Below are 23,986 nucleotides of genomic sequence, written 5' to 3'. Positions count from 1 at the left end.
GCCCCGGCGGCAGGCTTCATGCGACAATCGTAGTGGGGCTCTTCCGCTCTCCACGTCAGATCAACGAACTTATCGTTTTTCAGGACTCAATTTAGCTTTGGAGAATTATGTATCAAGCGGGGTCAGGGAACGTCGCGTTATCAGCGCCACATCCGTCGTTGGCGCCAGGAAGGTGAGGGACATGCATATACGCAGTGCTGATGACTCCTCTGCCGTTGCGCAGAATGATACGCGCGTTGAGCGGCGTCGGCGTTTCCTCCACCACGAGATCAACATCAGGGAAGTCTTCTTCGGAGAACATGTTTTCGCTGAACCAGAGACCCATCGGGTCGATGCCCGCTTTGTGGGCGGACAGGAATTTCGCAAGTGCGTCTGAGCTGGACTCGGCGTTGACGGTGATGGAGCCGGAGACAGATAGTTCAAGCTGGAAGAGCATTTGGTGGAACTCGGATGCGGTACGATAATTGTCGGAGGGTTTGAATGCGACGTCAAGAATTTTTACTAAGCGATTTAGCGTGTGAATCGCTCACTTCGAGGCCCTCCCGCGTCGCCTTTCACCGTTGTCCCAATTGTGGTGTACCAGACATTTACAAGATCGCAGATGCCTAAAGGGGTGCGGGCAGCCTTCAAGCAACTGACCTTTGGGGATGTTGTACGGAAGAGGCTCTGAACGTCAGGCACTATTCGAAGAAAGGACAGGTGCTAACGCCCGTGTCGTGGTCCTCACGTCATGATCCGATGTGTTAACGTTTGGCGGGCGCGTTGAAGACGATAAAGGATATCTTCCAACGCGTCGGTAATCTTTCGTTCGATCCCACGGTCACGGAATTCATTCCCGTCCAGAGTAGCTTCGACCGTTGCCTCTAGCGAGCATATGCAATCAAGGGACGTCAGATATTGATCGGGCTCCAGGCGGACGCAGGAGGCGAACGCTGCGCTTAGATCGGATAGCTGTTCAAGCAAAGGGTAAGCTGTAGACGTAAAATCGTCACCTCGCTCGTAGGCATAAGTAAGGGCGTCCCTGATCGACTGCATTCTGGTCGTAAAATATCCGGCGGTCCGGCTGAACGATCCCGTCTTCTCGAGACTTTCCAGCGCTTCCCGACCGGATAAGTCTTCGAGTTGCTCTAAGCTCTTTCTGGCTCGCCGAGCGTATCGATCAAGAGAGCTATCCGCAACCTCCTGTCTGAGCACGGGTAGCTCTGGCAAGACCCTTCCCCCTTCGTCAAATATAACAATGCTGACACCTAGCCTCTCCGCGAACTCGAAAACCTCACGCAGATCCGGAGGGCAGGACGGAATAACTCCGAACTCAGTGTCGACCCACGGCATCCATCCCCGGTCACTCCAATGTCCTCCAAGACAGGGAAAATCGGCGGCGTCATTCTTCTGCAGAAAACTCGCAGTTCGCTCGGATAGATGCGCCGAACTGAGTGACAGAACGCGAGGGAATAGTGCACGGTCTGTGCTGTCGAGATGGCTGGTCATGGAGTAGGCTTAAATGCGGTGAGAGAAGGGTGGTGCTGAGCCGAGGAGCCGTCAAGCCGTATGATAACTCAAACCATGGTCACGTCGCATTTGTCTCCTGCTTGTTCGGGTGGCCGAAGGTCATCCCCGGAACGCCTTTTGGGTTTTTCGGCCATTTTGTTTAAAAATCACACCCAATGCAGATGCTGCCAGCGAGATGACCTCGCCAACCGCTGGACATCCCTTTCGAAAATTGCGTCCGCGGAAACGTGGCGAGCGTCAAGGGCTGGCTCCTTACAGTCCCTCCTACGGAGTGGTTATTCGGGGGCAGCCAAAGGTCACTGCTTGGAACGGCTGGGCGCCGACACGACATCTCAGTCTGTTCACGACCAGCTTGATGGGCCGCAGAGGCGAGGCGGCTCAAGTGAATACTGCGCCACCACGTACTGCCTCTTGGTCGATCGAGACGACACAAACGCGGGCATTGGAGGCCGGTTGGTGCTGAGCCGACCGTCTTATCCGACTCGGCGGGCGTGACTGTGCGGTATCGCCGTGCTCGTATGGTTGGGCGAAATTTAAGCATTTCAACTTAGTGTAGCCGCTCGAATGAGGTCGCATCAGGGCGGGAAATGCTTAGCGAACAGGACATTGCGTACTTCCGGCGTCGGATCGATGAGGTGCTGCAGAGTGGCCATGTCACAAAATGGCAACGTCAGTTTCTAAGCGATATCCGCGACAAGATGGCTCGCTATGGTGTCCGAACGAGGGTTAGCGAGAAGCAATTTGCGATACTAAAACGACTAACGCAGGATCAGTCGCCGGCACCAAAACTCGAAGTGGTGCTCTCTGAAGTAGCGGCGGCACTACGTCAGCCACGCCAACGGCAGGTAAGCAATAGCTATTCGATCGGGGCGCCGTTCGAGCGAGCATCGCGCAACCGCAATCCCTTCCGTTTACGCAATCCACTTCGACCGCGAAATCCCTTCAGACTCCGAAATCCGTTTCGGCCGCGATACCCTTTTTGCTACGCATCCGGGGCAGGACGAGACAGTTTGCTGATTGTAATCGGCTTCATCCTCTTCGTCGGACTATTGGGGAGCTTTTTTGGACGCACCGTCGACGGCGTGGGTAGCGCCGAGCCGCAAGTCGGGTCCGGGGTCGTGGCCAACGCACCTTCCCGAGGCAGTGCGAATTTTACGATCACCGATGGGGACACGATCCGTCTGAACAACGGCACGCGCGTCAGATTGATTGGCTTTAACACGCCGGAAAAATTCGAGCCGTTGTGTTCAAACGAGGCCAAACTAGGAAATCGCGCTTCCGAACGCCTGCAGGAACTGGTGGGGCGAGCGAACACGACCAACGTCAGTTTAGTCGCGTGCTCTTGCAAACCCGGTACCGAGGGGACCAAAAAATGCAACTACGGCCGTAGCTGCGGGAAGCTTGAAGTCGACGGTCGCGACGTCGGACAGATCTTGATCGATGAGGGCCTTGCCGTTCCCTTTGTTTGTGGGGCGACCGGCTGCCCGCCAACTCCACGACCCTGGTGTGGATGAACTAGCCTCATGTCGCACAACTACCTCGTCCGAAGCCTTCCGGCGTCCCACCTAAACGCGTGAAGATCGCAAGTGTAAGGGAAGCGAACTACAAGAAGAAACCAAGCCCGTTCTCATTCCTCTTTTGAAAGGCGATATCTCCGGCTTCGACAACGGATCCACGATGTGTGGCTCATCAGAAACTGATCGAGCATCTTAGGTGAGCAGGCAGCACTTCATTGATCTGCCTCACGACGGCCGCCAGGCATAAATCCTTGATCATCGGCGCGAGCACCGCGATTTCCCGAAGGGCTGTCTCAAGCTGCCCATCGCGAACCTCATTCAAGGAGGATAATATCTGATCGTAGCGCCTTCTAGGTTCGAAGATCCAGATCGATCTCGCCTTCGATGGATCGCTTGGCATCTTGCTCGCCTGTGGGTCCTCACTGAAGTTGCTTTCACCCTCCAGCAATAAAACCTTGGTCGATCCATCGAATTTAGCTGGATCTCGGTTCGCTGATTTGCTTGCCCAGGCGACGGCCCCGGCGGCGCCGAGATATTTGCGAGCAAAACCGTTAACCGCGTCTTCGATGTGATGTGCGCTCGTCGTCGATGAACCGTTGAGACTTGTGACCGTGTAAAAATTCATTGGAGTTATCAAGTTGCGACATTGCAAATTGTCATGCGACGAAAAAGCTATCGCAAGCGAAAAATTCCCTGATGTCGACGTCACGAACTATCATGGCAGAGAGACAACCGCTAACGACCCTGTGGCTCCTACTTGGTGGATCCTGCTTTCGCATGGGCGCGGTGCCATTTGTCATTGCGGAGGAGGGCGCAGACGCTCGCTTGGATCAACCTTTGACCCGTGCCCGTCAACAGTCCCATAGCTCCACCACCTGCCTAGGTCCGCGGTTGTTATCTATTCAGGTCTTGGTGAAGCTGTCCAAAAATATCGGTGGGACAGGGTGACGAGGCCGGTGTTGTCGCGGGCCCGCGACTCACAGGATCGCACGCGCGTGGGCAACGCCTTTCTGTCAATGCAGCAGGGCCGATTCCAGGTCGACGATCCTAAGACGCATGCCTATCGCGAGAAAAATAGCAAACCAGTCGATTCCGGCGCAAACCAAGGCGGCACAATTAATAAACCGTAACCCATGTGTCCAGAACGGACCCGGGATCGGTGGCGCACCCGACAGGATTCGAACCTGTGACCTTTGGAATCGGAATCCAACACTCTATCCAGCTGAGCTACGGGTGCATGCCTGAGGCGGTTTGAATCGCCTGTCCGATGGGTGGTTCTTAGCCTAGCTTGCGGCCGGCTTCAATCGCGAAATTCTCAGAAATACCGATGCTTGCGGTTTGCAGGGTGTTTTTATTCGTCAGCCTTCGGATTGAACGAAAAACTCCGCCGGCCTTGCGGGCGGCGGAGCGGGGTTGTCGGGGGCAGGGCGCTTGGCGGCACTCAGATTTGCATGGCGCCGGGGCCGGGGATGGCTTTTGGCGGCACCTTGCCGAGGATGATCATGCCCAGCACCTCGTCCTTGGTCACATCTTCGGTGCGGGCGTGTCCCACCACCTGGCCGTTCTTCATCACCGAGACGCGGTCGGCGAGGTCGAAGACGTCGTGGATGTCGTGGCTGATGAGGAAGATGCCGATGCCTTCCTTCTTCAGCTGCTTGATCAGTTCGCCCACTTGCGCCGTCTCCTGGGGGCCGAGGGCTGCCGTCGGCTCGTCCATGATCAGGATGCGGGCGTTGAAGAGGATGGCGCGGGCGATCGCCACCGATTGCCGCTGGCCGCCGGAAAGCGCCTTCACCGGCTCCTTGAAGCGCTTGAAGTTGGGGTTCAGCCGCCCCATCACCTGACGCGCCGAGGCTTCCATCGCCACGTCGTCGAGCGTGCCCCAGCGGGTCTTCAGCTCGCGGCCGAGATAGAGATTGGCGGCGGCGTCGACATTGTCGGCGACGGCGAGCGTCTGGTAAATCGTCTCGATGCCGTATTTCTTGGCATCGCGCGGATTGCGGATGTCGGCCGGCTCGCCATTGATCAGGATCTCGCCGCCATCGCGCTTGTAGGCGCCGGAGAGGATCTTGATCAGCGTCGATTTGCCGGCGCCGTTGTGGCCGAGCAGGGCCACCACTTCGCCGGGGTAGAGATCGACCGAGGCATTGTCCACGGCGTGAATGCCGCCGAAGGAGATCGAGATGTTTTTGAGTTCCACGAGGGGAGTGCGTTGATCAGCCATATCTTTAGCTCCTCTCACTTGGCACGGGCGCGGTAGACGGTGTCGAGCCAGACCGCCACGACAAGGACGGTGCCGACGACGACGCTCTGCAGCGGCGTGTCGACATGCGCCAGCACCATGCCGGATTGCAGCGATTGCATGACGAGCGCGCCGAGCATGGCGCCGGCGATCGTGCCGGTGCCGCCTGCCAGCGACGTTCCGCCGATCACGGCGGCGGCGATGGTGTAAAGCTCGTCGAGCGTGCCTTGCGAGTTGGTGGCGGCGTTGAGGCGGGCGGTGGAAATCGCGGCGGCGATCGCGGCCAAAATGCCCATCAGCGCGAAGATGCGCACCGTCACCCAGCGGGTCTTGATGCCGGCGAGTTCGGCCGCCTCGGGATTGCCGCCGATTGCGAAGACATAGCGACCGAAGCGCAGCCTTGTGGCGATGAAGGTCATGATGATGCCGACGACGATGGCGATCAGCACCGGCACGGCGATGCCGTAGGGAATATCAAGGCCGGTTTCCGGCCAGGGGATATTGTTGGCCTCGGCATAACGCTTGGCGATGTTGATCGGCCAGTAATAGCTGTTGGCGATCCAGACGGCGCCGAGGATCAGCACGCAGCTCAGAATGGCGAGGAAATATTCCGCCCAGATCGGCCGGCGCGGAAAGCCGAAACGGCGGCGCTGATGGCGCGAGCCGATAATGCTGGCGATGACGAAGAGGCAGGCGGCGATGCCGACGACCCAGCTCCAGGTGGCGCCGATCGAGCCCTCGGCGCCGCCGCCCATGATGCGAAAAGTCTGGTCCATCGGCGCAACCGTCTGGCCGCTGGTGACGAGCCAGGTCGCACCGCGCCAGACCAGCAGGCCGCCGAGGGTGACGATAAAGGAGGGAACGTTCAGGAAGGCGATGATCATGCCCTGGAAAGTGCCGATCAGGCCGCCGGCGATGATGCCGATACCAAGCGTGATCACCCAGGTGAAGGGGCTGTCGAAGCCGATATATTCAGGCAGGATCTTCGCTTGCGTCACGCCCATGATCATGCCGCAGAGGCCGAGCACGGATCCCACGGACAGGTCGATGTTGCGGGTGACGATGATCAGCACCATGCCCGTCGTCATGATCGCGATGTCTGTCGTCTGAACCGAGAGGTTCCAGAGATTGCGCGGGGTCAGAAACAGGCCGCCGGTGATGATGTGGAAGCCGATCCAGATGATGACGAGCGCGCCGATCATGCCGAGCAGGCGCGTGTCGATCTCGGTCGCCCGGAAGAAGCGGGTCACCGGATTGGCGTCCGCCGTTCGCGGTCCGCTCGATGTCGTTGATTTTACCATTTCGGCCATGGGTTTGCCGTTCCCCCACTGTGTTTGGACGGGTGCGCCGGCGTGCCAGAGGCTGCCAACGGCGTCATTCGTCTGTTCTTCAACTGACCATCGCGATGCTTCCGGAAACCGGTCGCGTGGCATCGCGGCACCGTTCCGAGGGAATGAAAGTCCGCGATGGTGCGGCGAGGCGGAGAAAACTTCGTCATTGGAATTCCCATCCGCATCCGGCGCCGAAACGGTAACTCCGTTGCGGCGCCGCTTATTCTAGTTCAGCGCTGGCTTACTTGCAGGCAGCAACCGTGCCGGCCTTGACGCCCTGGCAGGCTTCAGCCTTGGAGATCCAGCCGGCGTCGATGACGACGTTCAGATTGTCCTTGGTGATCGCCAGCGGCTTCAGGAACACCGACTGCATTTCGACGCCCTTCGGGCCGCCCTTGAAAGCCTGGGCGCCGTCGATCTTGCTCATGTCCTTGCCGCCGGCGAGGTCGAGAGCGATTTCGGCGGCGCGCTTGCCGAGTTCGCGGCTGTCCTTCCAGACGGAAACCGTCTGCGTGCCGAGCGCGATGCGGTTCAGCGCTGCCTTGTCGCCGTCCTGGCCGGAAACCGGAACGGAGCCGGCGAGGCCCTGGGCGTCGAGCGCTGCAATCGCGCCGCCGGCCGTGCCGTCGTTGGAGGCGACGACGGCGTCAACCTTGTTGTTGTTGGCGGTCAGGAACTGCTCCATGTTGCGCTGGGCGTTCTCCGGCAGCCAGCCGTCGGTATAGGCCTCGCCGACATTCTTGATCTTGCCGGCGTCGATCGCGGCCTTCAGCACTTCCTGCTGGCCCGAGAACAGGAAGTCGGCGTTCGGGTCGGAAGACGAGCCCTTGATGAAAACGTAGTTGCCTTCCGGCTTGGCCTTGAAGACGCCTTCAGCCTGCAGACGGCCGACTTCCTTGTTGTCGAAGGTGATGTAGAAGGCAGCCGGATTTTCGATCAGACGGTCGTAACCGACGACCGGGATGCCTTCAGCAGCGGCCTTTTCGATCGCCGGGCCGATGGCGTCGGAATCCTGGGCGAGAATGATCAGCGCATTGGCGCCCTGCGAAATCAGCGATTCGACGTCGGTCAGCTGCTTTGCGGCCGATGATTGCGCGTCGGCGGAAATATACTTGGCGCCCTTGGCTTCGAGAGCCTTCTTGATTGCGGCTTCATCCGTCTTCCAGCGCTCTTCCTGGAAGTTCGACCAGGAAACGCCGACGACGAGATCGGCAGCCATGGCCGCGGTATGCACGGAAACGAGAATGGCCGCGCCTGCCATCAATTTCAAAATAGACTTCATAATGTCCTCCCGAGTGAGTTGCGACCGGCCCAGCCCATGCTTCCTCCGGCCACCGCGAAAAAGCTGTCGAGGAAATTCGGATTATTTTCTCGACAGTCGAGAAATTTGATGTCAGAGATTTTTTCAGCTGTCAACACTGGACTGCCGGCTTAATTTCCTTGCGCAGCAGCGGCCGGAGATGCAGTGGAAAGCAAAGGCGAATAAGCAGGAGGAGAGGGCGGCATTCATGCTGACCAAGTCGAGCACGGAGCTGGTCCGGCAGAGAAACAGCGTGCTCGTGCTGTCCGTGCTGCGCCGCCACGGTCAGTTGGCGCATACCGAGATATCGGATTTCACCGGCCTTTCCTCGGCCACCATCTCGGCGATCACAGCCGACCTGGAACGCGCCCAGATCATCGAAAAATCGGAGCATCAGCCGGCAAGCGGCCGCGGCCGGCCGCGCGTGCTTCTGCGCCAGCGACGCGACTGCGGCTATCTCATCGTCGTCATCATCTCCTCGGATGCGGTGCAATATTCGCTGGTGGATTATGCCGGCAAGCTGATCGACCGGTTCGGCGAGGAGCGCTCGCATGATCCGGCAGGGGCTGCCCGCTTCGTCCAGGCGGTGCGCGCCGGTCTCTCGCGCATTCTCGATCGCTCCAGGATCCGCCAAGAAAAGGTGCTGCTGATTTCGATCAGCTCCAAGGGGCTGGTCAATTCCACCGAGCCGGTGCTTCTGTGGTCGCCGATCTTCGGCAGCGATCAGATCGATTTCGAATCGGTGCTGCGGCCGGAATGGCAGGCCAAGGTCATCCTCGACAATGAGACGCTGCTGGTCGCAGCCGCCCTCGGCGCGCGCGAAGAGATCGTCAAGGGCGCCGATTTCCGCTCGCTGGCCGCCCTGTCGCTCGGCCACAGCATCGGCCTCGGCATCGTCCGGCGCGGCCATCAGACCGGCCAGGAGATCTCGGCGCCCAATTTCGGGCATATGCTGCACATGGCGGGTGGCGGCCTCTGCCGCTGCGGCACGCGCGGCTGCATCGAAGCCTATGCCGGCTTCTACGCCATTCTGCGCAGCGCCTTCGAAGTGCCGCTCGATACCATCCCCGCCAAATTCGTGCCGGTCGCCGAACTCGACAAGATCGCCGCCAAAGCCCGCCAGGGCCACCGCACCTCCGCCTTCGCCTTCCGTCAGGCCGGCCTGGCGCTGGGCAACGGCCTGTCGCGCATGCTGAGCCTGACCGAACGCATGCCCATCGCCATCACCGGCCCCGGCACCCGCTACTACGACCTTCTCCGCCAGGGCATCGAGGAGGGCCTCGGCCAATCGCACATCGTCCGCATGGAAGCCATGCCGGAAATCCGCGTCGTCACCGACGAACCAATCCTCGTCTTCGAAGGCCATCTCAACCGGGCGCTCTCGGTGATCGACCAGGACATTGTGATCTCGGGGGTCCAGAGCGGGGATTAGGGACACATCTCCTCCTGCTCCCTCATTCCTGTGCCCGTCACAGGAATCCAGTGCGCCCAAGTCCTTGGGCGCGAGAGACTGTTTCAAAGCTCCAATGGATTCATTCACCGCGTCGACGCGCGGTGGCTGGATTCCTGTGACAGGCACAGGAATGAGGGTGGGAGAGGTCGTGTTTGGAGCCGCTCAGTGCCGCAGGTGGATGGCGGGCCGGTCTTGCCCACCGCCTTCTCTTCTCCCCAGCGGGGGGCCGAAGGACGGGTCGAGACCCGCGCCTCGCCCCGGTTATGGCCCGAAGGGTCGGATAAGGGCCTATAGGCCATACGGCGCCGCGTTGGGCACGAAGCGTGGCGCATCGTTCTGTGCGGCGACGGCGAGTTTGGCAGAAGGCGCCCCCACACTCCGTCATCCCAGGCCTTGATGTAAAGCCCGGATACATACCTGACAGATGTTCGGAGACATGCCTGACACTTTCGAGATGATTTTTCGGGAGGTCGGCATGGTTTGGCGGTCGAGGTCAGTTGTGGATGAACGTTTGGAATTCTGCCGGTTGGCGGGGCTTGAGGGTGCGAATGTCTCTGCGCTTTGCCAGCGCTTCGGCATCAGCCGGCAGACAGGCTATGTCTGGCTGCAGCGTCTGCTGGCAGGCGAGCCGGGAGAGGACCGCTCCCGCCGGCCGCATGCGAGCCCGCGGCGCACCGCCGTCGATCTCGAAGGCGCGGTGCTGGATATACGCGACGAACATCCGGCCTGGGGCGCGCGCAAGATCGCCCGCCGGCTGCAGGATCTCGGGACAGCGCCGCCAGCTGCCTCCACCGTCCATGCCATCCTGGTGCGCCACGACCGCATCGGGCCGCAGATGGGCGGGCAGCCGGCGCTCGGCCGCTTTGAGCGCGAGGCGCCCAACCTGCTCTGGCAGATGGACTTCAAGGGTCGCACGCAGCTCGTCTCGGGCCTCTGGTGCCATCCGCTGACGGTCATCGACGACCATTCCCGCTTCGCCGTCGGGCTCGAAGCCTGCGCCGACGAGCGCATGCTGACCGTTCGCGGCCGGCTGGAGCCGATCCTGCGCCGCCACGGCTTGCCGATGGCCATCTATACCGACAACGGCAGGCCGTGGGGCACCGGCGTGCCCAACCAATGGACAAGGTTGCGCGTCTGGCTGCTCAAACTCGGCATCGACCTCATCCATGCCAGGCCCTATCATCCCCAGGGCCGCGGCAAGAACGAACGCTTCCACCGCAGCCTCAAGGCCGAGGTCTTCGACTTCGCCACGCTCGCCAGCCACGCTCAGGCGCAACACGCCTTCGACCGCTGGCGCGACATCTACAACCATCACCGCCCCCACCAGGGCATCGACATGGCCGTGCCGGCGAGCCGCTACCGTCCCTCATCGCGTCCCTTTCCCGACCGCCTGCCCGAACCGGTCTATGACAGCGGTGAAATCGTGCGCCGCGTTGGAACAACCAAGGGCTATGTCAGCTTCAAGGGGCGATTCTGGCGCGTGCCCAACGCCTTCAAAACCGAACGTCTCGCCATCCGCCCGCTCCAGTACGACGGTCTCTACGGCGTCTTCTTCGGCGCAACGCAGGTCGCAAAAATCGATCTCAAAAGCCAGGACTGACTGTCAGGCATGTCTCCGAACATCTGTCAGGTATGTATCCGGGCTTTACACTTGAGCCTGGGATCCATTCTCGTTGCTGATCGAAGCCAAAGTGGGTCCTCGGGTCGGGCCCGAGGACGACGGAGGGTGGGGTGGATTCTGGAGCAAGATAGCGCGAATACGGCCGCAGCAGCGACGATTACGTGGTCTTCGCCGGCCCCTCATCGGTCCAAGGAAAACTCGCCGCCGAACAGTGGCATCAAACGCGAAATGGCCGGGCGTGTGCCCGGCCATCTCATGCATGGCTTCCGGTCGGGAGAGGGCCGTCAGCCGATCTTGATCAGCTTGCCTTCCCGAACCGACTGGACTGCGGCGTCGGCAAGCGCCAGCGCTGCAAGACCATCGGCGCCGGACGGTGAAATCTTGGTGCCTTTTTCGATGGCGGCGATGAAGGCGGCGATCTCGTTGGCATAGGCTTCGGTATAGCGTGTCATGAAGAAGTCATGCAGCGGCGGGCGGGTATAGCCGTCGCCGTTTGCCACTTCGATCGAGACCGGGCGCTGGTTTTCGGCCGCAGCCATGCCCTTGGAGCCGTGCGCTTCGATGCGCTGGTCGTAGCCATAGGTGGCGCGGCGGGAGTTGGAGATGACGGCCTGCTTGCCGGATTTGGTCTGCAGGATCACCGAGACGCTGTCATAGTCGCCGGCTTCTCCGATCGCCTTATCCACCAGCACGGCGGCCGTCGCCAGCACCGAGACCGGCTCTTCGCCGAGCAGGAAGCGGGCCATGTCGAAATCGTGGATCGTCATGTCGCGGAAGATGCCGCCCGAGCGCTTGATATAATCCACCGGCGGGGCGCCGGGATCGCGCGAGGTGATCGTCACCATCTCGACATCGCCGATCTTGCCGTCGTCGATCACCTTGCGAACCGCCATGAAATGCGGGTCGAAGCGGCGGTTGAAGCCGACCATCAGCTTGGCGCCGGTCTCTTCCACCACCTTGATGCAGGCCTTGACGCGGGCGACATCGAGGTCGATCGGCTTTTCACAGAAGATCGCCTTGCCGGCGCGGGCGAAACGCTCGATCAGATCGGCATGGGTGTCGGTCGGCGTGCAAATGACGACGGCGTCGATATCCCCGGCGGCCTCGATCGCCTCGATGGTGCGGACTTCGCAGCCATAGGCTGATGCAATCGCCTCGGCCGCCTGCGGAAAGGCATCGGCAACCGCGACGAGCTTCGCATTGGCGTCGCCGCTGACGGCTTTCGCATGAACCTTGCCGATGCGGCCGGCGCCGAGAAGACCAAATCTCACTGTCATTGCAACCTCCGTTGAATTCGGAACAAATGAACCGAATTGCTAAAAATCTGGAATTTTCATTCCATCATCTATGCGCGGCGTCAAGCCCGCGGCTCTTTCACATTTGCAAGATTCGAACTAAAGACAAGCGCGCACGGGCCGAGGGCAGTGCGACACATGCTAACGCAGTGTGACATATGCGACCACGGGGCAAAGATGCAACTGATCGATCCGAACCATCCGGCATACCGGCGCCTCTGGGTGCGGATTGCCATCGTTGCCGTCTGCTTCGGCTGGACCGGGGTCGAACTCGTCACCGGCGATCCGTTCTGGGCGGTGCTGGCGGGGGCGGCGGGCGCCTATTCCTTCTATATGCTGTTTTGGACCTTCAAGCCGCAGCAGACGGTCACCGCGGCAGCAGCCGAGCCTGACGCTGCCGAAGAGGCGGACGCGGAGGAGACATCTGCGGAAAAACCCTCCAAGGACGGGCAGGCGGAATAATCAGCGCAGCTGCCGCAGCGCCTCGTCGATGAGCAGATTGGCCAGCATCATGCGCTTCGTCGCATTGTCGCGGAAGGGCAGGGCGACGCCGTCGGGGTGATTGGCCCGAGCGAAGGCTCGGCGCTTCTCGCCGAGTGTCAGCGGCGTATCGGCCGCCGAGATCGCCAATTCGGCGGCAACCTCTTGCGGCGCGGTGCGGGTGAGATGGTCCGGCATGACGGGCTCGGGTGGAGGCGCAGGCTTCTCCACGAACTCCGGGGTTTCGTGTTCCAGATTGTCGAAATAGGCTTGGCCGACGCGCTGCGAGGCGACGGACACCCCCTCCAGGATATCGAAGGCAAGCCCGGTGCCGAGGCCGGAGACGCGATGGCCGGCCGGCGCCTCAGCCTCTTCGGCCGTCTCGTCCTCCGCCTTCAGCCGCTCGAGGACTGATTGAAATACCGACTGTCCGAACAGCATCCGCGTCCCTCGAGAGCATGCCGGTTTCTTCGAAACACCGACGTGCTCTAATTTTTCTACGCAATTTCCGGACGCAAAAAACCGCTGCGTCTTGTGCTGGAATTGCTCCGGCGCGCATTAAAGAGGGGCAAGATGGCGCCGGGCTTGCGGTAAAATCGTTGGAGCATGATGTGGCCCGAAAGCCGCTTACACTTTTCGGCGTCATGCTCTAGCCCGCCTGCTTCAGGCTCTCCTCCAGAATGATGTCATAGAGCAGCTTGGCGCTCGGCGGCAGCGCCCGTTCTCTGGCGGTGATCAGGCTGTAGGGTTTCACGTTGATGTCGAAATCGATCGGCAGCGTGCGCACATCGGAAGCCCTGGCGCTCTGGCTGGACAGGAATTGGGCGACGTCGGTCGCAACAGGAGCGATCGCATCGGTTCCGCAGACGATGGCGCAGGTCAGCAGCAGCGAGGAGGTGTTGACGATATTTTCCGGCAACGCCACGCCGCTCGACAGGAAAATTTCCTCGATCGTCCGGCGCAGCAGCGTACCCGGCGGCTGGAACACCCAGTCGTAATCCCTGATGTCGGAAAGGCTGCTGGTCTTCTTCCTTTTCAGTAGCGGGTGGCGGTTGCGCACGATCAGGCAGGCCCGCTCGATGCCGATCTCCTTCACCTCGAACAGGCGCGGGTTGAGGTCGTCGGGGATGCGGCCGATGACGAAGTCGTGGCGGGCGGCGAGCAACTCGCGGGCGAGCACATTGCTGGTCTCCACCTGAATGTTGATCTCGATGCCAGGATAGGCCTTGCGCACCCTGTTGATCGCCGGCACGACGAGGCTCATGGCCGGCGCCGTCACCGCGCCGATGAAGACCGAGCCGCCCTTGCCGCTCTTCAGTTCGCCGATCTCGCGGCTTGCCTCGCGCAGCTCCAGCAGGATCTTCCGCGCCCGTCTCGCAAGCGCCGCGCCGAAGGTCGTCAGCACCACGCCGCGGGCGACGCGTTCATAGAGCTGAGTCTTGGTGATTGATTCCATTTCGGACAGCATGCGCGATGCGGCGGGCTGCGAAATGTTCAGGACTTCCGCAGCTGCGGAAATCTGTCCGCTATCTTCGATTGCGACGATCATCCTTAGGTGATTCAGCTTAAGTCCTGCACGTAAAAGGCTGTCATTGCCGAAACTATCACTGTGGATATCGACGTGATCCATCGAAATGGGCTCTGAAACAATCGTCATGGTTGCAGCCTCCTCGCTGCGCTCCATCAAAAGTAATACTTTTTAACGATATACCAAAATTGTTATGCACTTTACCACTTATTCTATTTGACAGTTATAGGAATCCATACCAGTTTGCCGCCGTGTGCTGGTTGGCACTCAACACGTGTGAGATCGTGGAGGAGACCTACTTCGTTTCTCACAATCTGAAGTAACTATCCAATACGGAACCTGCCACAGTTTCGGGGCGGGCGATTTTTCGTCCGCTGCTCTATTAACAAGGGAGAGAGAAATGAAGTCCATTATCTCATTGATGGCTGCGGCTGCCTTCGGCGTCGCTTCGTTCGTTGCGCCGGCAATGGCTGCCGACAAGGGCACCGTCGGCATTGCAATGCCGACCAAGGCTTCGGCCCGCTGGATCGACGACGGCAATAACATCGTCAAGCAGCTTCAGGCTGCCGGTTACAGCACTGACCTGCAGTATGGCGACGACGACATTCCGAACCAGCTTTCGCAGATCGAAAACATGGTCACCAAGGGTGCCAAGGTTCTCGTCATCGCTTCGATCGACGGCACCACGCTTTCCGACGTTCTGCAGAAGGCTCACGACGCCGGCATCAAGGTCATCGCTTATGACCGCCTGATCCGCGATTCGGGCAATGTCGATTACTACGCAACCTTCGACAACTTCCAGGTCGGCGTTCTGCAGGCTGGCTCCATCGTTGACGGCCTCGGCCTCAAGGATGGCAAGGGCCCGTTCAACATCGAACTGTTCGGCGGTTCGCCGGACGACAACAACGCCTTCTTCTTCTACGATGGCGCGATGTCGGTCCTGCAGCCCTACATCGACTCGGGCAAGCTCGTCGTGAAGTCCGGCCAGACCGGCATGGACAAGGTCGGCACCCTGCGTTGGGATCCGGCAACAGCCCAGGCACGCATGGACAACCTGCTCTCGGCTAACTACACCGACGCCAAGGTTGACGCCGTTCTGTCGCCTTACGACGGTCTGTCGATCGGTATCATCTCCTCGCTGAAGGGCGTTGGTTACGGTACGGCTGCTCAGCCGCTGCCGATCGTCACCGGCCAGGACGCTGAAATCCCGTCGGTCAAGTCGATCATCGCTGGCGAACAGCACTCGACGATCTTCAAGGACACCCGCGAACTTGCCAAGGTCACTGTTGCCATGGTCGATGCCGTCATGTCCGGCAAGGAGCCTGAGGTCAACGACACCAAGACCTACGACAACGGCGTCAAGGTCGTTCCGTCCTATCTGCTGAAGCCGGTTGCCGTCGACAAGACCAACTACAAGCAGATCCTCGTCGACAGCGGTTACTACTCTGAAGACAAGCTGAAGTAAGAAGTTAAGCAGGAGGCCGGAACCCGCGCTTGCGGGTTCCGGTCTTCGATTTTATGATCGCCAAGCCGCTTGGCGGCGCAAGGCGCTGGAACTTTGACTATGGACAATACCATCCTCGAAATGCGGAGCATCACCAAGACGTTCCCGGGCGTCAAGGCGCTGGAGAACGTGAACCTCAAGGTTCGCAAGGGTGAAATTCACGCATTGGTCGGCGAAAACGGGGCCGGCAAATCGACCCTGATGAAAGTCCTATCGGGCGTCTATCCCACCGGAAGTTATGACGGCGACATCGTCTATGAAGGCGAGACGCGCAACTTCAAGGTTCTGAAGGACTCCGAAGAAATCGGCATCGTCATCATTCACCAGGAACTGGCGCTCGTGCCGTTGCTGTCGATCGGCGAAAACATCTTCCTCGGCAACGAGAATGCCAAGAGCGGCGTCATCAGCTGGGACGAGACGTTCAACCGCACCAAGCAGCTGCTCAGGAAGGTCGGCCTGTCGGAATCTCCGAACACGCTGGTGACCGACATCGGCGTCGGCAAGCAGCAGCTGGTCGAGATCGCCAAGGCGCTGTCGAAGAGCGTCAAGCTGCTCATCCTCGACGAGCCCACCGCCTCGCTCAACGAAAGCGATTCCGACGCGCTGCTCACCCTGCTGATGGAGTTCCGCAAGCAGGGCATCACCTCGATCATTATTTCCCACAAGCTGAACGAGATCCGCAAGGTCGCCGACCAGATCACCGTCCTGCGCGACGGCATGACGGTCAAGACGCTCGACTGTCATGCCGATGAGATCAGCGAAGACATTATCATCCGCAACATGGTCGGCCGCGATCTCGAGGACCGCTATCCCCCGCGTTCGGTCCCGATCGGCGAAACCATTCTCGAAGTGAAGAACTGGAACGCCTTTCACCAGCAGCACCGCGACCGCCAGGTCCTGCACAATATCAACGTCACCGTCCGCAAGGGCGAAGTCGTCGGTATCGCCGGGCTGATGGGGGCAGGGCGCACCGAATTCGCCATGAGCCTGTTCGGCAAGGCCTATGGCCACAAGATTTCGGGCGACGTGCTGATGCATGGCAAGCCGGTCGACGTCAGCACCGTGCGCAAGGCGATCGACGCCGGTCTCGCCTACGTCACCGAAGACCGCAAGCAGCTCGGCCTCGTGCTCAACGACACGATCCTGCACAATACGACGCTCGTCAATCTGAAGGCGGTGTCGAATGCCTCCGTCATCGACAGCGTCAAGGAATCCAGGGTCGCGACCGACTATCGCTCGAAGTTGCGCATCCGGTCTTCCAGCATCTTCCAGGAAACGGTCAATCTTTCCGGCGGCAACCAGCAGAAGGTGGTGCTGTCGAAGTGGCTGTTCTCCAATCCTGATGTTTTGATCCTCGACGAGCCGACGCGCGGCATCGATGTGGGTGCAAAATACGAAATCTATACTATCATCAACCAGCTCGCGGCTGACGGCAAAGCCGTTCTGATGATCTCGTCGGAAATGCCGGAACTTCTTGGCACCTGCGACCGCATCTACGTCATGAATGAAGGGCGTATCGTTGCGGAACTGCCGAAGGGAGAAGCGAGCCAGGAAACCATCATGCGCGCCATCATGCGCTCAGGAGAGAAGAAACAATGACGCCGATCAACCAACCTATCGCTGAGCAAGGACGTGTCGTCTCGATCGGAGACTACGTTCGCGGCAACATCCGGGAATACGGCATGTTCATCGCGCTGATCGCGATCATGGTGTTTTTCCAGATTTCGACCGGCGGCGTTCTCTTCAGGCCGCTCAACCTGACCAACATCATTCTGCAGAACTCGTTCATCGTCATCATGGCGCTGGGCATGCTGCTCATCATCGTCGCCGGCCATATCGATCTTTCGGTCGGTTCCGTCGTCGGTTTCATCGGCGCTATTGCCGGGGTGATGACGGTGCAATGGCATACCAACTATGTCGTGGCGGCTATCGTCTGCCTCGCCATGGGCGCGCTTGTCGGCGGCATCCAGGGCTATTTCGTCGCCTATCACAAGATCCCGGCCTTCATCGTGACGCTCGCCGGCATGCTGGTCTTCCGTGGCCTGACGCTGTTCGTGATGACGGCATCGGGGACCGGCACCAGCATCGGTCCTTTCCCGCCGGAGTTCCAGCTGATCAGCATCGGCTTCCTGCCGAACCTTTTCGATATGGGCGGCATCAACTCGACCTCGATCATCCTGACGGTCGTCGGCGCCGTAACCCTGTTCTATCTGGCCTGGCGCAAGCGCCTGTCGAACGAGAAGCATGGCAATGACGTCGAGCCGATGGGCTTCTTCCTCGCGCAGAACATTATTGTCTCGCTCGCCATTCTGGGGCTCGGCTACCAGCTGTCGATCTATCGCGGCTTCCCCAACGTGCTGGTCATCATGCTTGCCCTGGTTGCGGCTTATGCCTTCATCACGCGTCGCACGACGATTGGCCGCCGCATCTACGCCATGGGCGGCAACGAGAAGGCGACGAAGCTTTCCGGTATCAACACCGAGCGGCTGACCTTCCTGACCTTCGCCAATATGGGTCTGCTGGCCGGTCTCGCCGGCCTGATCGTTGCGCTGCGCCTCAACTCGGCGACGGCCAAGGGCGGCTTCGGCCTCGAACTGGACGTCATCGCCGCCTGCTTCATTGGCGGCGCATCGGCCCAGGGCGGCGTCGGCAAAGTGACGGGTGCTGTCATCGGCGCCTTGATCATGGGCATCATGAACAACGGCATGTCGATCCACGGCCTCGGCACCGACTCGCAGCAGATGGTCAAGGGCGCGGTGCTTCTCGCCGCCGTGTTCTTCGACGTCTACAACAAGAACAAGGGCTGAGCGCTTAGCGCAGCCCCGCATTCGCAGTCATATGAATGATCAACTCCGGCTCCTGATGGAGCCGGACAGGCGGAGCTTTTTCTTAAGCTTCGCCGGAACGAAAAGGATCAAAGTCGTGCTTATTTCCCAGATCAAAGGTGCCAACGGAGAGATCGTCGTCGCCGTGCGCGAGCAGGGCGGGGCGGCCAGGTCGGTGAAGAATGCCGGCAGCGTCTATGCGCTGGCGATGGAGGCCGCCGACGGCGGCAAGCCGCTTGCTGCTGTTATCGAGGCCCATGGTTACGGCGACGCCGTCGATCTTGAAAAGGCCTATGCCGAAGGCCGCTTCCTGCCGCCGATCACCCATCCGGACGCCGCCCACCTGCATCTGACCGGTACCGGCCTGACCCATCTCGGCTCGGCCGCCACCCGCGATTCCATGCACAAGAAGACCTCCGAGGCGGCCGAGGAAACGCTGACCGACTCGATGAAGATGTTCAAGATGGGCCTTGAGAACGGCAAGCCGAAATCCGGCGAAAAAGGCGTGCAGCCCGAATGGTTCTACAAGGGCAACGGCTACGGCACGGCTGCCCCGGGCGCGCCGCTCGTCTCGCCTTCCTTCGCGCTCGATGGCGGCGAAGAGCCTGAAATGGCTGGCATTTACGTGATCGCCAAGGACGGCTCGCCGTTCCGTATCGGCTTTGCCCTGTCGAACGAGTTTTCGGACCACGTCACCGAACGGATCAACTATCTGTATCTGGCCCACTCCAAACTGCGCCCGGCCGCCTATGGTCCGGAAATCCGCATCGGCGCCGCCCCCGATGATATCCGCGGCACGTCGCGCATCAAGCGCGGCGACCAGGTGATCTTCGAAAAGCCCTTCCTGTCGGGTGAAGCGAACATGTCGCACACCTTCGCCAATCTCGAATATCACCATTTCAAATACGGCATCTTCCGTGTTCCGGGCGATGTGCATGTCCATATGTTCGGCACGGCGACGCTTTCCTTCGCCGACGGCATCAAGGCGGAAGAAGGCGATGTCTTCGAAATCGAAGTCGCCGAATTCGGCCTGGCGCTGCGCAATCCGCTGAAGGTCGCCGCCGAAGAAGAGATCGCCGTCAGGCAGCTCTGATTTTTGAGATCCGGCCGTCTGGTGGCCGGATCGTGATGTAAACGGTAAAGGAGGCTCATTCAGCCCATGACCATTTATCAAAACCTGATCGCCGGCGAATGGGTCGGCTCGAACGCGACGAAGAACATCAACCCGTCGGACACGAACGAGGTCGTCGGCCTGTATGCCGACGGCAGCGCCGAAGACACCAAGAACGCCATCGCTGCCGCCAAGGCGGCTTTCCCGGCCTGGTCGCGTTCGGGCATCTGGGAACGCCACGTCATCCTGAAAAAGGCCGGCGACGAGATCATGGCGCGCAAGGACGAGCTCGGCGCGCTGCTTGCCCGCGAGGAAGGCAAGACGCTGCCTGAGGCCACGGGCGAAGTCATCCGCGCCTCGCAGATCTTCGAATTCTTCGCAGGCGAAGCCCTGCGGCTGGCCGGCGAGGTTATTCCGTCGGTTCGCCCGAACATCGGCGTCGAAATCACCCGCGAGGGCCTCGGCGTCATCGGCATCATCACGCCCTGGAATTTCCCGATCGCCATCCCGGCCTGGAAGATCGCGCCGGCGCTCTGCTACGGCAACACCGTCGTCTTTAAGCCGGCCGAACTGGTGCCGGCCTGCTCCTGGGCGATCGTCGATATCCTCAATCGCGCCGGCCTGCCGAAGGGCGTGTTGAACCTCGTCATGGGCAAGGGCTCGGTCGTCGGCCAGGCGATGCTCGAAAGCCCCGATGTGCACGGCATCACCTTTACCGGTTCGACCGGCACCGGCCGGCGGGTCGCGGCCGCTTCCATCGAGCATAACCGCAAGTTCCAGCTTGAGATGGGCGGCAAGAACCCGATGGTCGTGCTCGACGATGCCGATCTTTCCGTCGCCGTCGAAGCCGCCGCCAATTCCGGCTTCTTCTCCACCGGCCAGCGCTGCACGGCGTCGTCGCGGCTGATCGTCACCGAAGGCATCCACGACAAGTTCGTCGCAGCACTCACCGACAAGCTGAAGACCTTGGTCGTCGACAATGCGCTGAAGGCCGGCACTCATATCGGTCCTGTGGTCGACGAGCGTCAGCTGAAGACCGACACCGACTATATCGAGATCGGCAAAAAGGAAGGCGCCAAACTGGCCTTCGGCGGCGAAGTGATCTCCCGCGAGACGCCCGGCTTCTACCTGCAGCCGACGCTGTTTACCGAAGCGACCAACCAGATGCGCATTTCGCGCGAGGAAATCTTCGGACCGGTGGTCTCGGTGATCCGCGCCAAGGATTACGACGAGGCTCTGGCCATCGCCAACGACACGCCGTTCGGCCTTTCGGCCGGTATCGCCACGACCAGCCTGAAACATGCCACGCACTTCAAGCGCAATTCAGAAGCCGGCATGGTCATGGTCAACCTGCCGACGGCAGGCGTCGACTTCCACGTGCCGTTCGGCGGCCGCAAGGGGTCGTCCTACGGCCCGCGCGAGCAGGGCAAGTACGCCGCCGAATTCTACACAACCGTCAAGACCGCCTACACGCTGGCTTAAAACAAAGTGTGATGACCCGGATCGTACGAAGCGGTCCGGGAATATCCTGAAGGACAGAGACGATGAAAAAGAAAGCCGAATGGCCGCGCAGGCTGAGGTCGCAGGAATGGTACGGGGGCACGAGCCGTGACGTGATTTATCACCGCGGCTGGCTTAAGAACCAGGGCTATCCGCACGACCTGTTCGACGGCCGGCCGGTGATCGGCATTCTCAATACCTGGTCGGATATGACCCCGTGCAACGGTCACCTGAGAGAGCTCGCCGAAAAGGTGAAGGCGGGTGTCTGGGAGGCCGGCGGCTTCCCGCTCGAGGTGCCGGTATTCTCGGCATCGGAAAACACCTTCCGCCCGACTGCGATGATGTACCGCAACCTCGCCGCGCTCGCGGTGGAGGAGGCGATCCGGGGCCAGCCGATGGATGGCTGCGTATTGCTGGTCGGCTGCGACAAGACCACGCCGTCGCTGCTCATGGGGGCTGCCTCTTGCGACCTGCCGTCGATCGTCGTCACCGGCGGGCCGATGCTGAACGGCTATTTCCGCGGTGAACGCGTCGGCTCCGGCACGCATCTGTGGAAGTTTTCCGAAATGGTGAAGGCCGGCGAGATGACGCAGGCCGAGTTCCTCGAGGCGGAAGCCTCGATGAGCCGTTCGTCGGGCACCTGCAACACCATGGGCACCGCCTCCACCATGGCTTCCATGGCCGAGGCGCTCGGCATGGCACTGTCAGGCAATGCCGCGATCCCGGGCGTCGATTCCCGCCGCAAGGTCATGGCGCAGTTGACCGGCCGCCGCATCGTGCAGATGGTCAAGGACGACCTGAAGCCCTCCGAGATCATGACGAAAGAGGCTTTCGAGAACGCCATTCGCACCAATGCGGCGATCGGCGGATCGACCAACGCCGTCATCCATCTGCTTGCCATTGCCGGCCGCGTCGGCATCGACCTGTCGCTCGACGACTGGGACCGCTGCGGCCGCGATGTTCCGACGATCGTCAACCTGATGCCGTCGGGCAAGTACCTGATGGAAGAGTTCTTCTATGCCGGCGGCCTGCCGGTGGTGCTGAAGCGCCTCGGCGAAGCGGGCCTGCTGCATAAGGATGCGCTGACGGTCTCCGGCGAAACCGTCTGGAACGAGGTCAAGGACGTCGTCAACTGGAACGAGGACGTCATCCTGCCGGCTGAAAAGGCGCTGACCTCTTCGGGCGGCATCGTCGTGCTGCGCGGCAATCTGGCGCCGAAGGGCGCGGTGCTGAAGCCGTCGGCTGCCTCGCCGCATCTGTTGGTACACAAGGGCAGGGCAGTCGTGTTCGAGGACATCGACGACTACAAGGCGAAGATCAACGACGACAATCTCGACATCGACGAGACCTGCATCATGGTCATGAAGAACTGCGGGCCGAAGGGCTATCCAGGCATGGCCGAAGTCGGCAACATGGGTCTGCCGCCCAAGGTGCTGAAGAAGGGCATCCTGGATATGGTGCGTATATCAGACGCCCGCATGTCCGGAACGGCCTACGGCACTGTCGTGCTGCACACCTCGCCGGAAGCGGCGGTCGGCGGCCCGCTGGCAGTGGTGAAGAATGGCGATATGATCGAGCTCGATGTGCCGAACCGTCGCCTGCATCTCGACATTTCCGACGAGGAACTGGCGCGCCGCCTCGCCGAATGGCAGCCGAACCATGATCTGCCGACATCGGGCTATGCTTTCCTGCATCAGCAGCATGTCGAAGGAGCCGACACCGGCGCCGACCTCGACTTCCTCAAGGGATGTCGCGGAAACGCTGTCGGCAAAGACAGCCACTAAACTGGAAGATTTCAGGACGGATCGGCCTGCAATCTGTATGCTCTTCTGGAGCCCCGCCCATCCGATAGGACGCGCGGGGCTCTATCATTTTGAATCTGGGCATAACGCTTTCGGCACCACGCGCGGGCCAAAGCCAGCGTTGTCTCGATCGGGCCGCTCAGCTCTGGCTCTGGCTTTGCATCTGCCCGCCGTCCTCGACCTTCACGGTGACCGACAGCGTTTCGCCCGGCGTGCCGATGCGCATGCCCGAAATCGGCGCGGCGTCGCGGTAGCAGAGGCCGGAGGCAACACGGACATAACGCGCATCCGGGCAGATCTCGTTGGCCGGATCGAAGCCGACCCAGCCGAGGCCGGGAATATGGGCCTCGGCCCAGGCATGGGTCGCCGCCTGTTCGACCTTTTCCGCCATCATCAGATAGCCCGAGACATAACGGGCCGGCACCTGCAGGGCGCGGGCTGCGGCAATGAAGATGTGGGCATGGTCCTGGCAGACGCCGCTCTTCTTCTCCAACGCCTGTTCGGCCGTCGTCTCGGTGTTGCTGGTGCCCGGCTTGTAGGCGACCGTCTGATGGATTGCCGCCATCAGCGCGTGCATGCGGGCGAGTTCATTGTCGCCGCCGATGCCCTTGATCAGGTCCCTGACCAGCCTGCCGCCCTTGGTCAGCGGCGTCTCGCGCAGGAAGAGCCAGAGCGGGCAGAAGCCGGTATGCGGGCCGGTGACGCCGTTATTGTCCGCCGTCTCGACCTCGCCCTCGGCGACAATCCGCGTCACATGCTGCGCGCCTTCCAGCGAGACCAGGTTGACGTGGTTGCCATACTGGTCGTCATATTCCACCTCGGGCGTGGCGCCCTCGACGTTCAGCGACCAGCCGAGCACCTTCTGAGCGGCTGATGTCGGCGGCGTCAGCCGCAGCCGTTGCAGCGAGAATTGCGCCGGTTCGTCGTAGCGGTATTCGGTGAGGTGGCTGATCTTCAGTCTCATGTTT

General features: G+C 60.8%; 18 protein-coding genes, 1 tRNA gene and 1 pseudogene. 10 read left to right on the top strand and 10 right to left on the bottom strand.

Annotation, left to right across the window (positions count from 1 at the left end; all coding sequences use genetic code 11):
• Nucleotides 1-112: 112 nt before the first annotated feature.
• Nucleotides 113-436, bottom strand: coding sequence for a hypothetical protein (locus tag RLEG4DRAFT_RS26395; protein WP_003581363.1), 324 nt, complete (start codon nucleotides 434-436; stop codon nucleotides 113-115).
• Between the two features lie 1,660 nt (nucleotides 437-2,096).
• On the opposite strand from RLEG4DRAFT_RS26395, the gene RLEG4DRAFT_RS40425 reads away from it, so the two are divergent.
• Nucleotides 2,097-3,023 (top strand): thermonuclease family protein, encoded by a 927-nt coding sequence (locus RLEG4DRAFT_RS40425; protein ID WP_003581358.1) that lies wholly within the window; start codon nucleotides 2,097-2,099, stop codon nucleotides 3,021-3,023.
• A gap of 175 nt (nucleotides 3,024-3,198) precedes the next feature.
• On the opposite strand, the gene RLEG4DRAFT_RS26380 is transcribed toward RLEG4DRAFT_RS40425, so the two are convergent.
• The 5 genes from RLEG4DRAFT_RS26380 to xylF form a co-directional block, all read right to left on the bottom strand.
• Entirely contained in the window at nucleotides 3,199-3,651 is a 453-nt protein-coding gene (locus tag RLEG4DRAFT_RS26380) for a hypothetical protein (protein ID WP_003581356.1), read from the bottom strand.
• Nucleotides 3,652-4,186: 535 nt separating this feature from the next.
• Nucleotides 4,187-4,263: transfer RNA gene (locus tag RLEG4DRAFT_RS26375), tRNA-Arg, on the bottom strand.
• A 204-nt stretch (nucleotides 4,264-4,467) separates the two neighbouring features.
• Nucleotides 4,468-5,250, bottom strand: coding sequence for an ATP-binding cassette domain-containing protein (locus tag RLEG4DRAFT_RS26370; protein WP_003581354.1), 783 nt, complete (start codon nucleotides 5,248-5,250; stop codon nucleotides 4,468-4,470).
• Between the two features lie 14 nt (nucleotides 5,251-5,264).
• Nucleotides 5,265-6,578: a sugar ABC transporter permease gene (locus tag RLEG4DRAFT_RS26365; protein ID WP_037094189.1), complete on the bottom strand. Its 1,314-nt coding sequence runs from the start codon at nucleotides 6,576-6,578 to the stop codon at nucleotides 5,265-5,267.
• A 262-nt stretch (nucleotides 6,579-6,840) separates the two neighbouring features.
• On the bottom strand, nucleotides 6,841-7,881 hold the full coding sequence (gene xylF, locus RLEG4DRAFT_RS26360; RefSeq protein WP_003581351.1) for a D-xylose ABC transporter substrate-binding protein: 1,041 nt from the start codon (nucleotides 7,879-7,881) through the stop codon (nucleotides 6,841-6,843).
• A gap of 226 nt (nucleotides 7,882-8,107) precedes the next feature.
• Between xylF and RLEG4DRAFT_RS26355 the strand changes: the two genes are divergently transcribed.
• Both RLEG4DRAFT_RS26355 and RLEG4DRAFT_RS26350 read left to right on the top strand, forming a co-directional pair.
• Nucleotides 8,108-9,331: an ROK family transcriptional regulator gene (locus tag RLEG4DRAFT_RS26355; protein ID WP_037094186.1), complete on the top strand. Its 1,224-nt coding sequence runs from the start codon at nucleotides 8,108-8,110 to the stop codon at nucleotides 9,329-9,331.
• Between the two features lie 496 nt (nucleotides 9,332-9,827).
• A pseudogene (locus tag RLEG4DRAFT_RS26350) lies at nucleotides 9,828-11,032 on the top strand (IS481 family transposase).
• 225 nt (nucleotides 11,033-11,257) lie between these two features.
• Here the strand turns inward: RLEG4DRAFT_RS26350 and iolG are convergent.
• The gene (iolG, locus tag RLEG4DRAFT_RS26345; RefSeq protein ID WP_003581347.1) at nucleotides 11,258-12,250 is read right to left on the bottom strand and encodes an inositol 2-dehydrogenase; all 993 of its coding nucleotides are present in this window, start codon (nucleotides 12,248-12,250) and stop codon (nucleotides 11,258-11,260) included.
• A 195-nt stretch (nucleotides 12,251-12,445) separates the two neighbouring features.
• Between iolG and RLEG4DRAFT_RS26340 the strand changes: the two genes are divergently transcribed.
• Nucleotides 12,446-12,730, top strand: a complete 285-nt coding sequence (locus RLEG4DRAFT_RS26340) for a hypothetical protein (protein WP_037094182.1) — start codon at nucleotides 12,446-12,448, stop codon at nucleotides 12,728-12,730.
• On the opposite strand, the gene RLEG4DRAFT_RS26335 is transcribed toward RLEG4DRAFT_RS26340, so the two are convergent.
• Both RLEG4DRAFT_RS26335 and RLEG4DRAFT_RS26330 read right to left on the bottom strand, forming a co-directional pair.
• Nucleotides 12,731-13,189, bottom strand: coding sequence for a hypothetical protein (locus RLEG4DRAFT_RS26335; RefSeq protein WP_003581345.1), 459 nt, complete (start codon nucleotides 13,187-13,189; stop codon nucleotides 12,731-12,733).
• 208 nt (nucleotides 13,190-13,397) lie between these two features.
• Nucleotides 13,398-14,405, bottom strand: a complete 1,008-nt coding sequence (locus tag RLEG4DRAFT_RS26330) for a LysR family transcriptional regulator (protein ID WP_003581344.1) — start codon at nucleotides 14,403-14,405, stop codon at nucleotides 13,398-13,400.
• A gap of 271 nt (nucleotides 14,406-14,676) precedes the next feature.
• Here RLEG4DRAFT_RS26330 and chvE point away from each other — a divergent pair, with 271 nt between their 5' ends.
• The 6 genes from chvE to araD all read left to right on the top strand — a co-directional run bounded on the left by chvE (nucleotide 14,677) and on the right by araD (nucleotide 23,000).
• Complete coding sequence (chvE, locus tag RLEG4DRAFT_RS26325; RefSeq protein WP_003581343.1) at nucleotides 14,677-15,741, top strand: multiple monosaccharide ABC transporter substrate-binding protein; 1,065 nt, start codon at nucleotides 14,677-14,679, stop codon at nucleotides 15,739-15,741.
• A gap of 99 nt (nucleotides 15,742-15,840) precedes the next feature.
• Entirely contained in the window at nucleotides 15,841-17,379 is a 1,539-nt protein-coding gene (mmsA, locus tag RLEG4DRAFT_RS26320) for a multiple monosaccharide ABC transporter ATP-binding protein (protein ID WP_003581342.1), read from the top strand.
• On the top strand, nucleotides 17,376-18,587 hold the full coding sequence (mmsB, locus tag RLEG4DRAFT_RS26315; RefSeq protein ID WP_003581341.1) for a multiple monosaccharide ABC transporter permease: 1,212 nt from the start codon (nucleotides 17,376-17,378) through the stop codon (nucleotides 18,585-18,587). Before mmsA ends, mmsB begins: the two co-directional genes overlap by 4 nt.
• Nucleotides 18,588-18,702: 115 nt before the next feature.
• Nucleotides 18,703-19,698, top strand: coding sequence for an AraD1 family protein (gene araD1, locus RLEG4DRAFT_RS26310; RefSeq protein ID WP_003581340.1), 996 nt, complete (start codon nucleotides 18,703-18,705; stop codon nucleotides 19,696-19,698).
• Between the two features lie 66 nt (nucleotides 19,699-19,764).
• Nucleotides 19,765-21,198 (top strand): aldehyde dehydrogenase family protein, encoded by a 1,434-nt coding sequence (locus tag RLEG4DRAFT_RS26305; RefSeq protein ID WP_003581339.1) that lies wholly within the window; start codon nucleotides 19,765-19,767, stop codon nucleotides 21,196-21,198.
• A gap of 62 nt (nucleotides 21,199-21,260) precedes the next feature.
• On the top strand, nucleotides 21,261-23,000 hold the full coding sequence (gene araD, locus RLEG4DRAFT_RS26300) for an L-arabinonate dehydratase (protein WP_003581338.1): 1,740 nt from the start codon (nucleotides 21,261-21,263) through the stop codon (nucleotides 22,998-23,000).
• A gap of 157 nt (nucleotides 23,001-23,157) precedes the next feature.
• Here araD and RLEG4DRAFT_RS26295 read toward each other — a convergent pair whose 3' ends face one another.
• Nucleotides 23,158-23,982: a transglutaminase family protein gene (locus RLEG4DRAFT_RS26295; RefSeq protein ID WP_003581337.1), complete on the bottom strand. Its 825-nt coding sequence runs from the start codon at nucleotides 23,980-23,982 to the stop codon at nucleotides 23,158-23,160.
• Between the last annotated feature and the right edge of the window lie 4 nt (nucleotides 23,983-23,986).

It is taken from the genome of Rhizobium leguminosarum bv. trifolii WSM2297, assembly GCF_000271845.1.
Note: the sequence above shows the minus strand (reverse complement) of the source record. Positions and strands in the feature narration are given on the sequence as shown.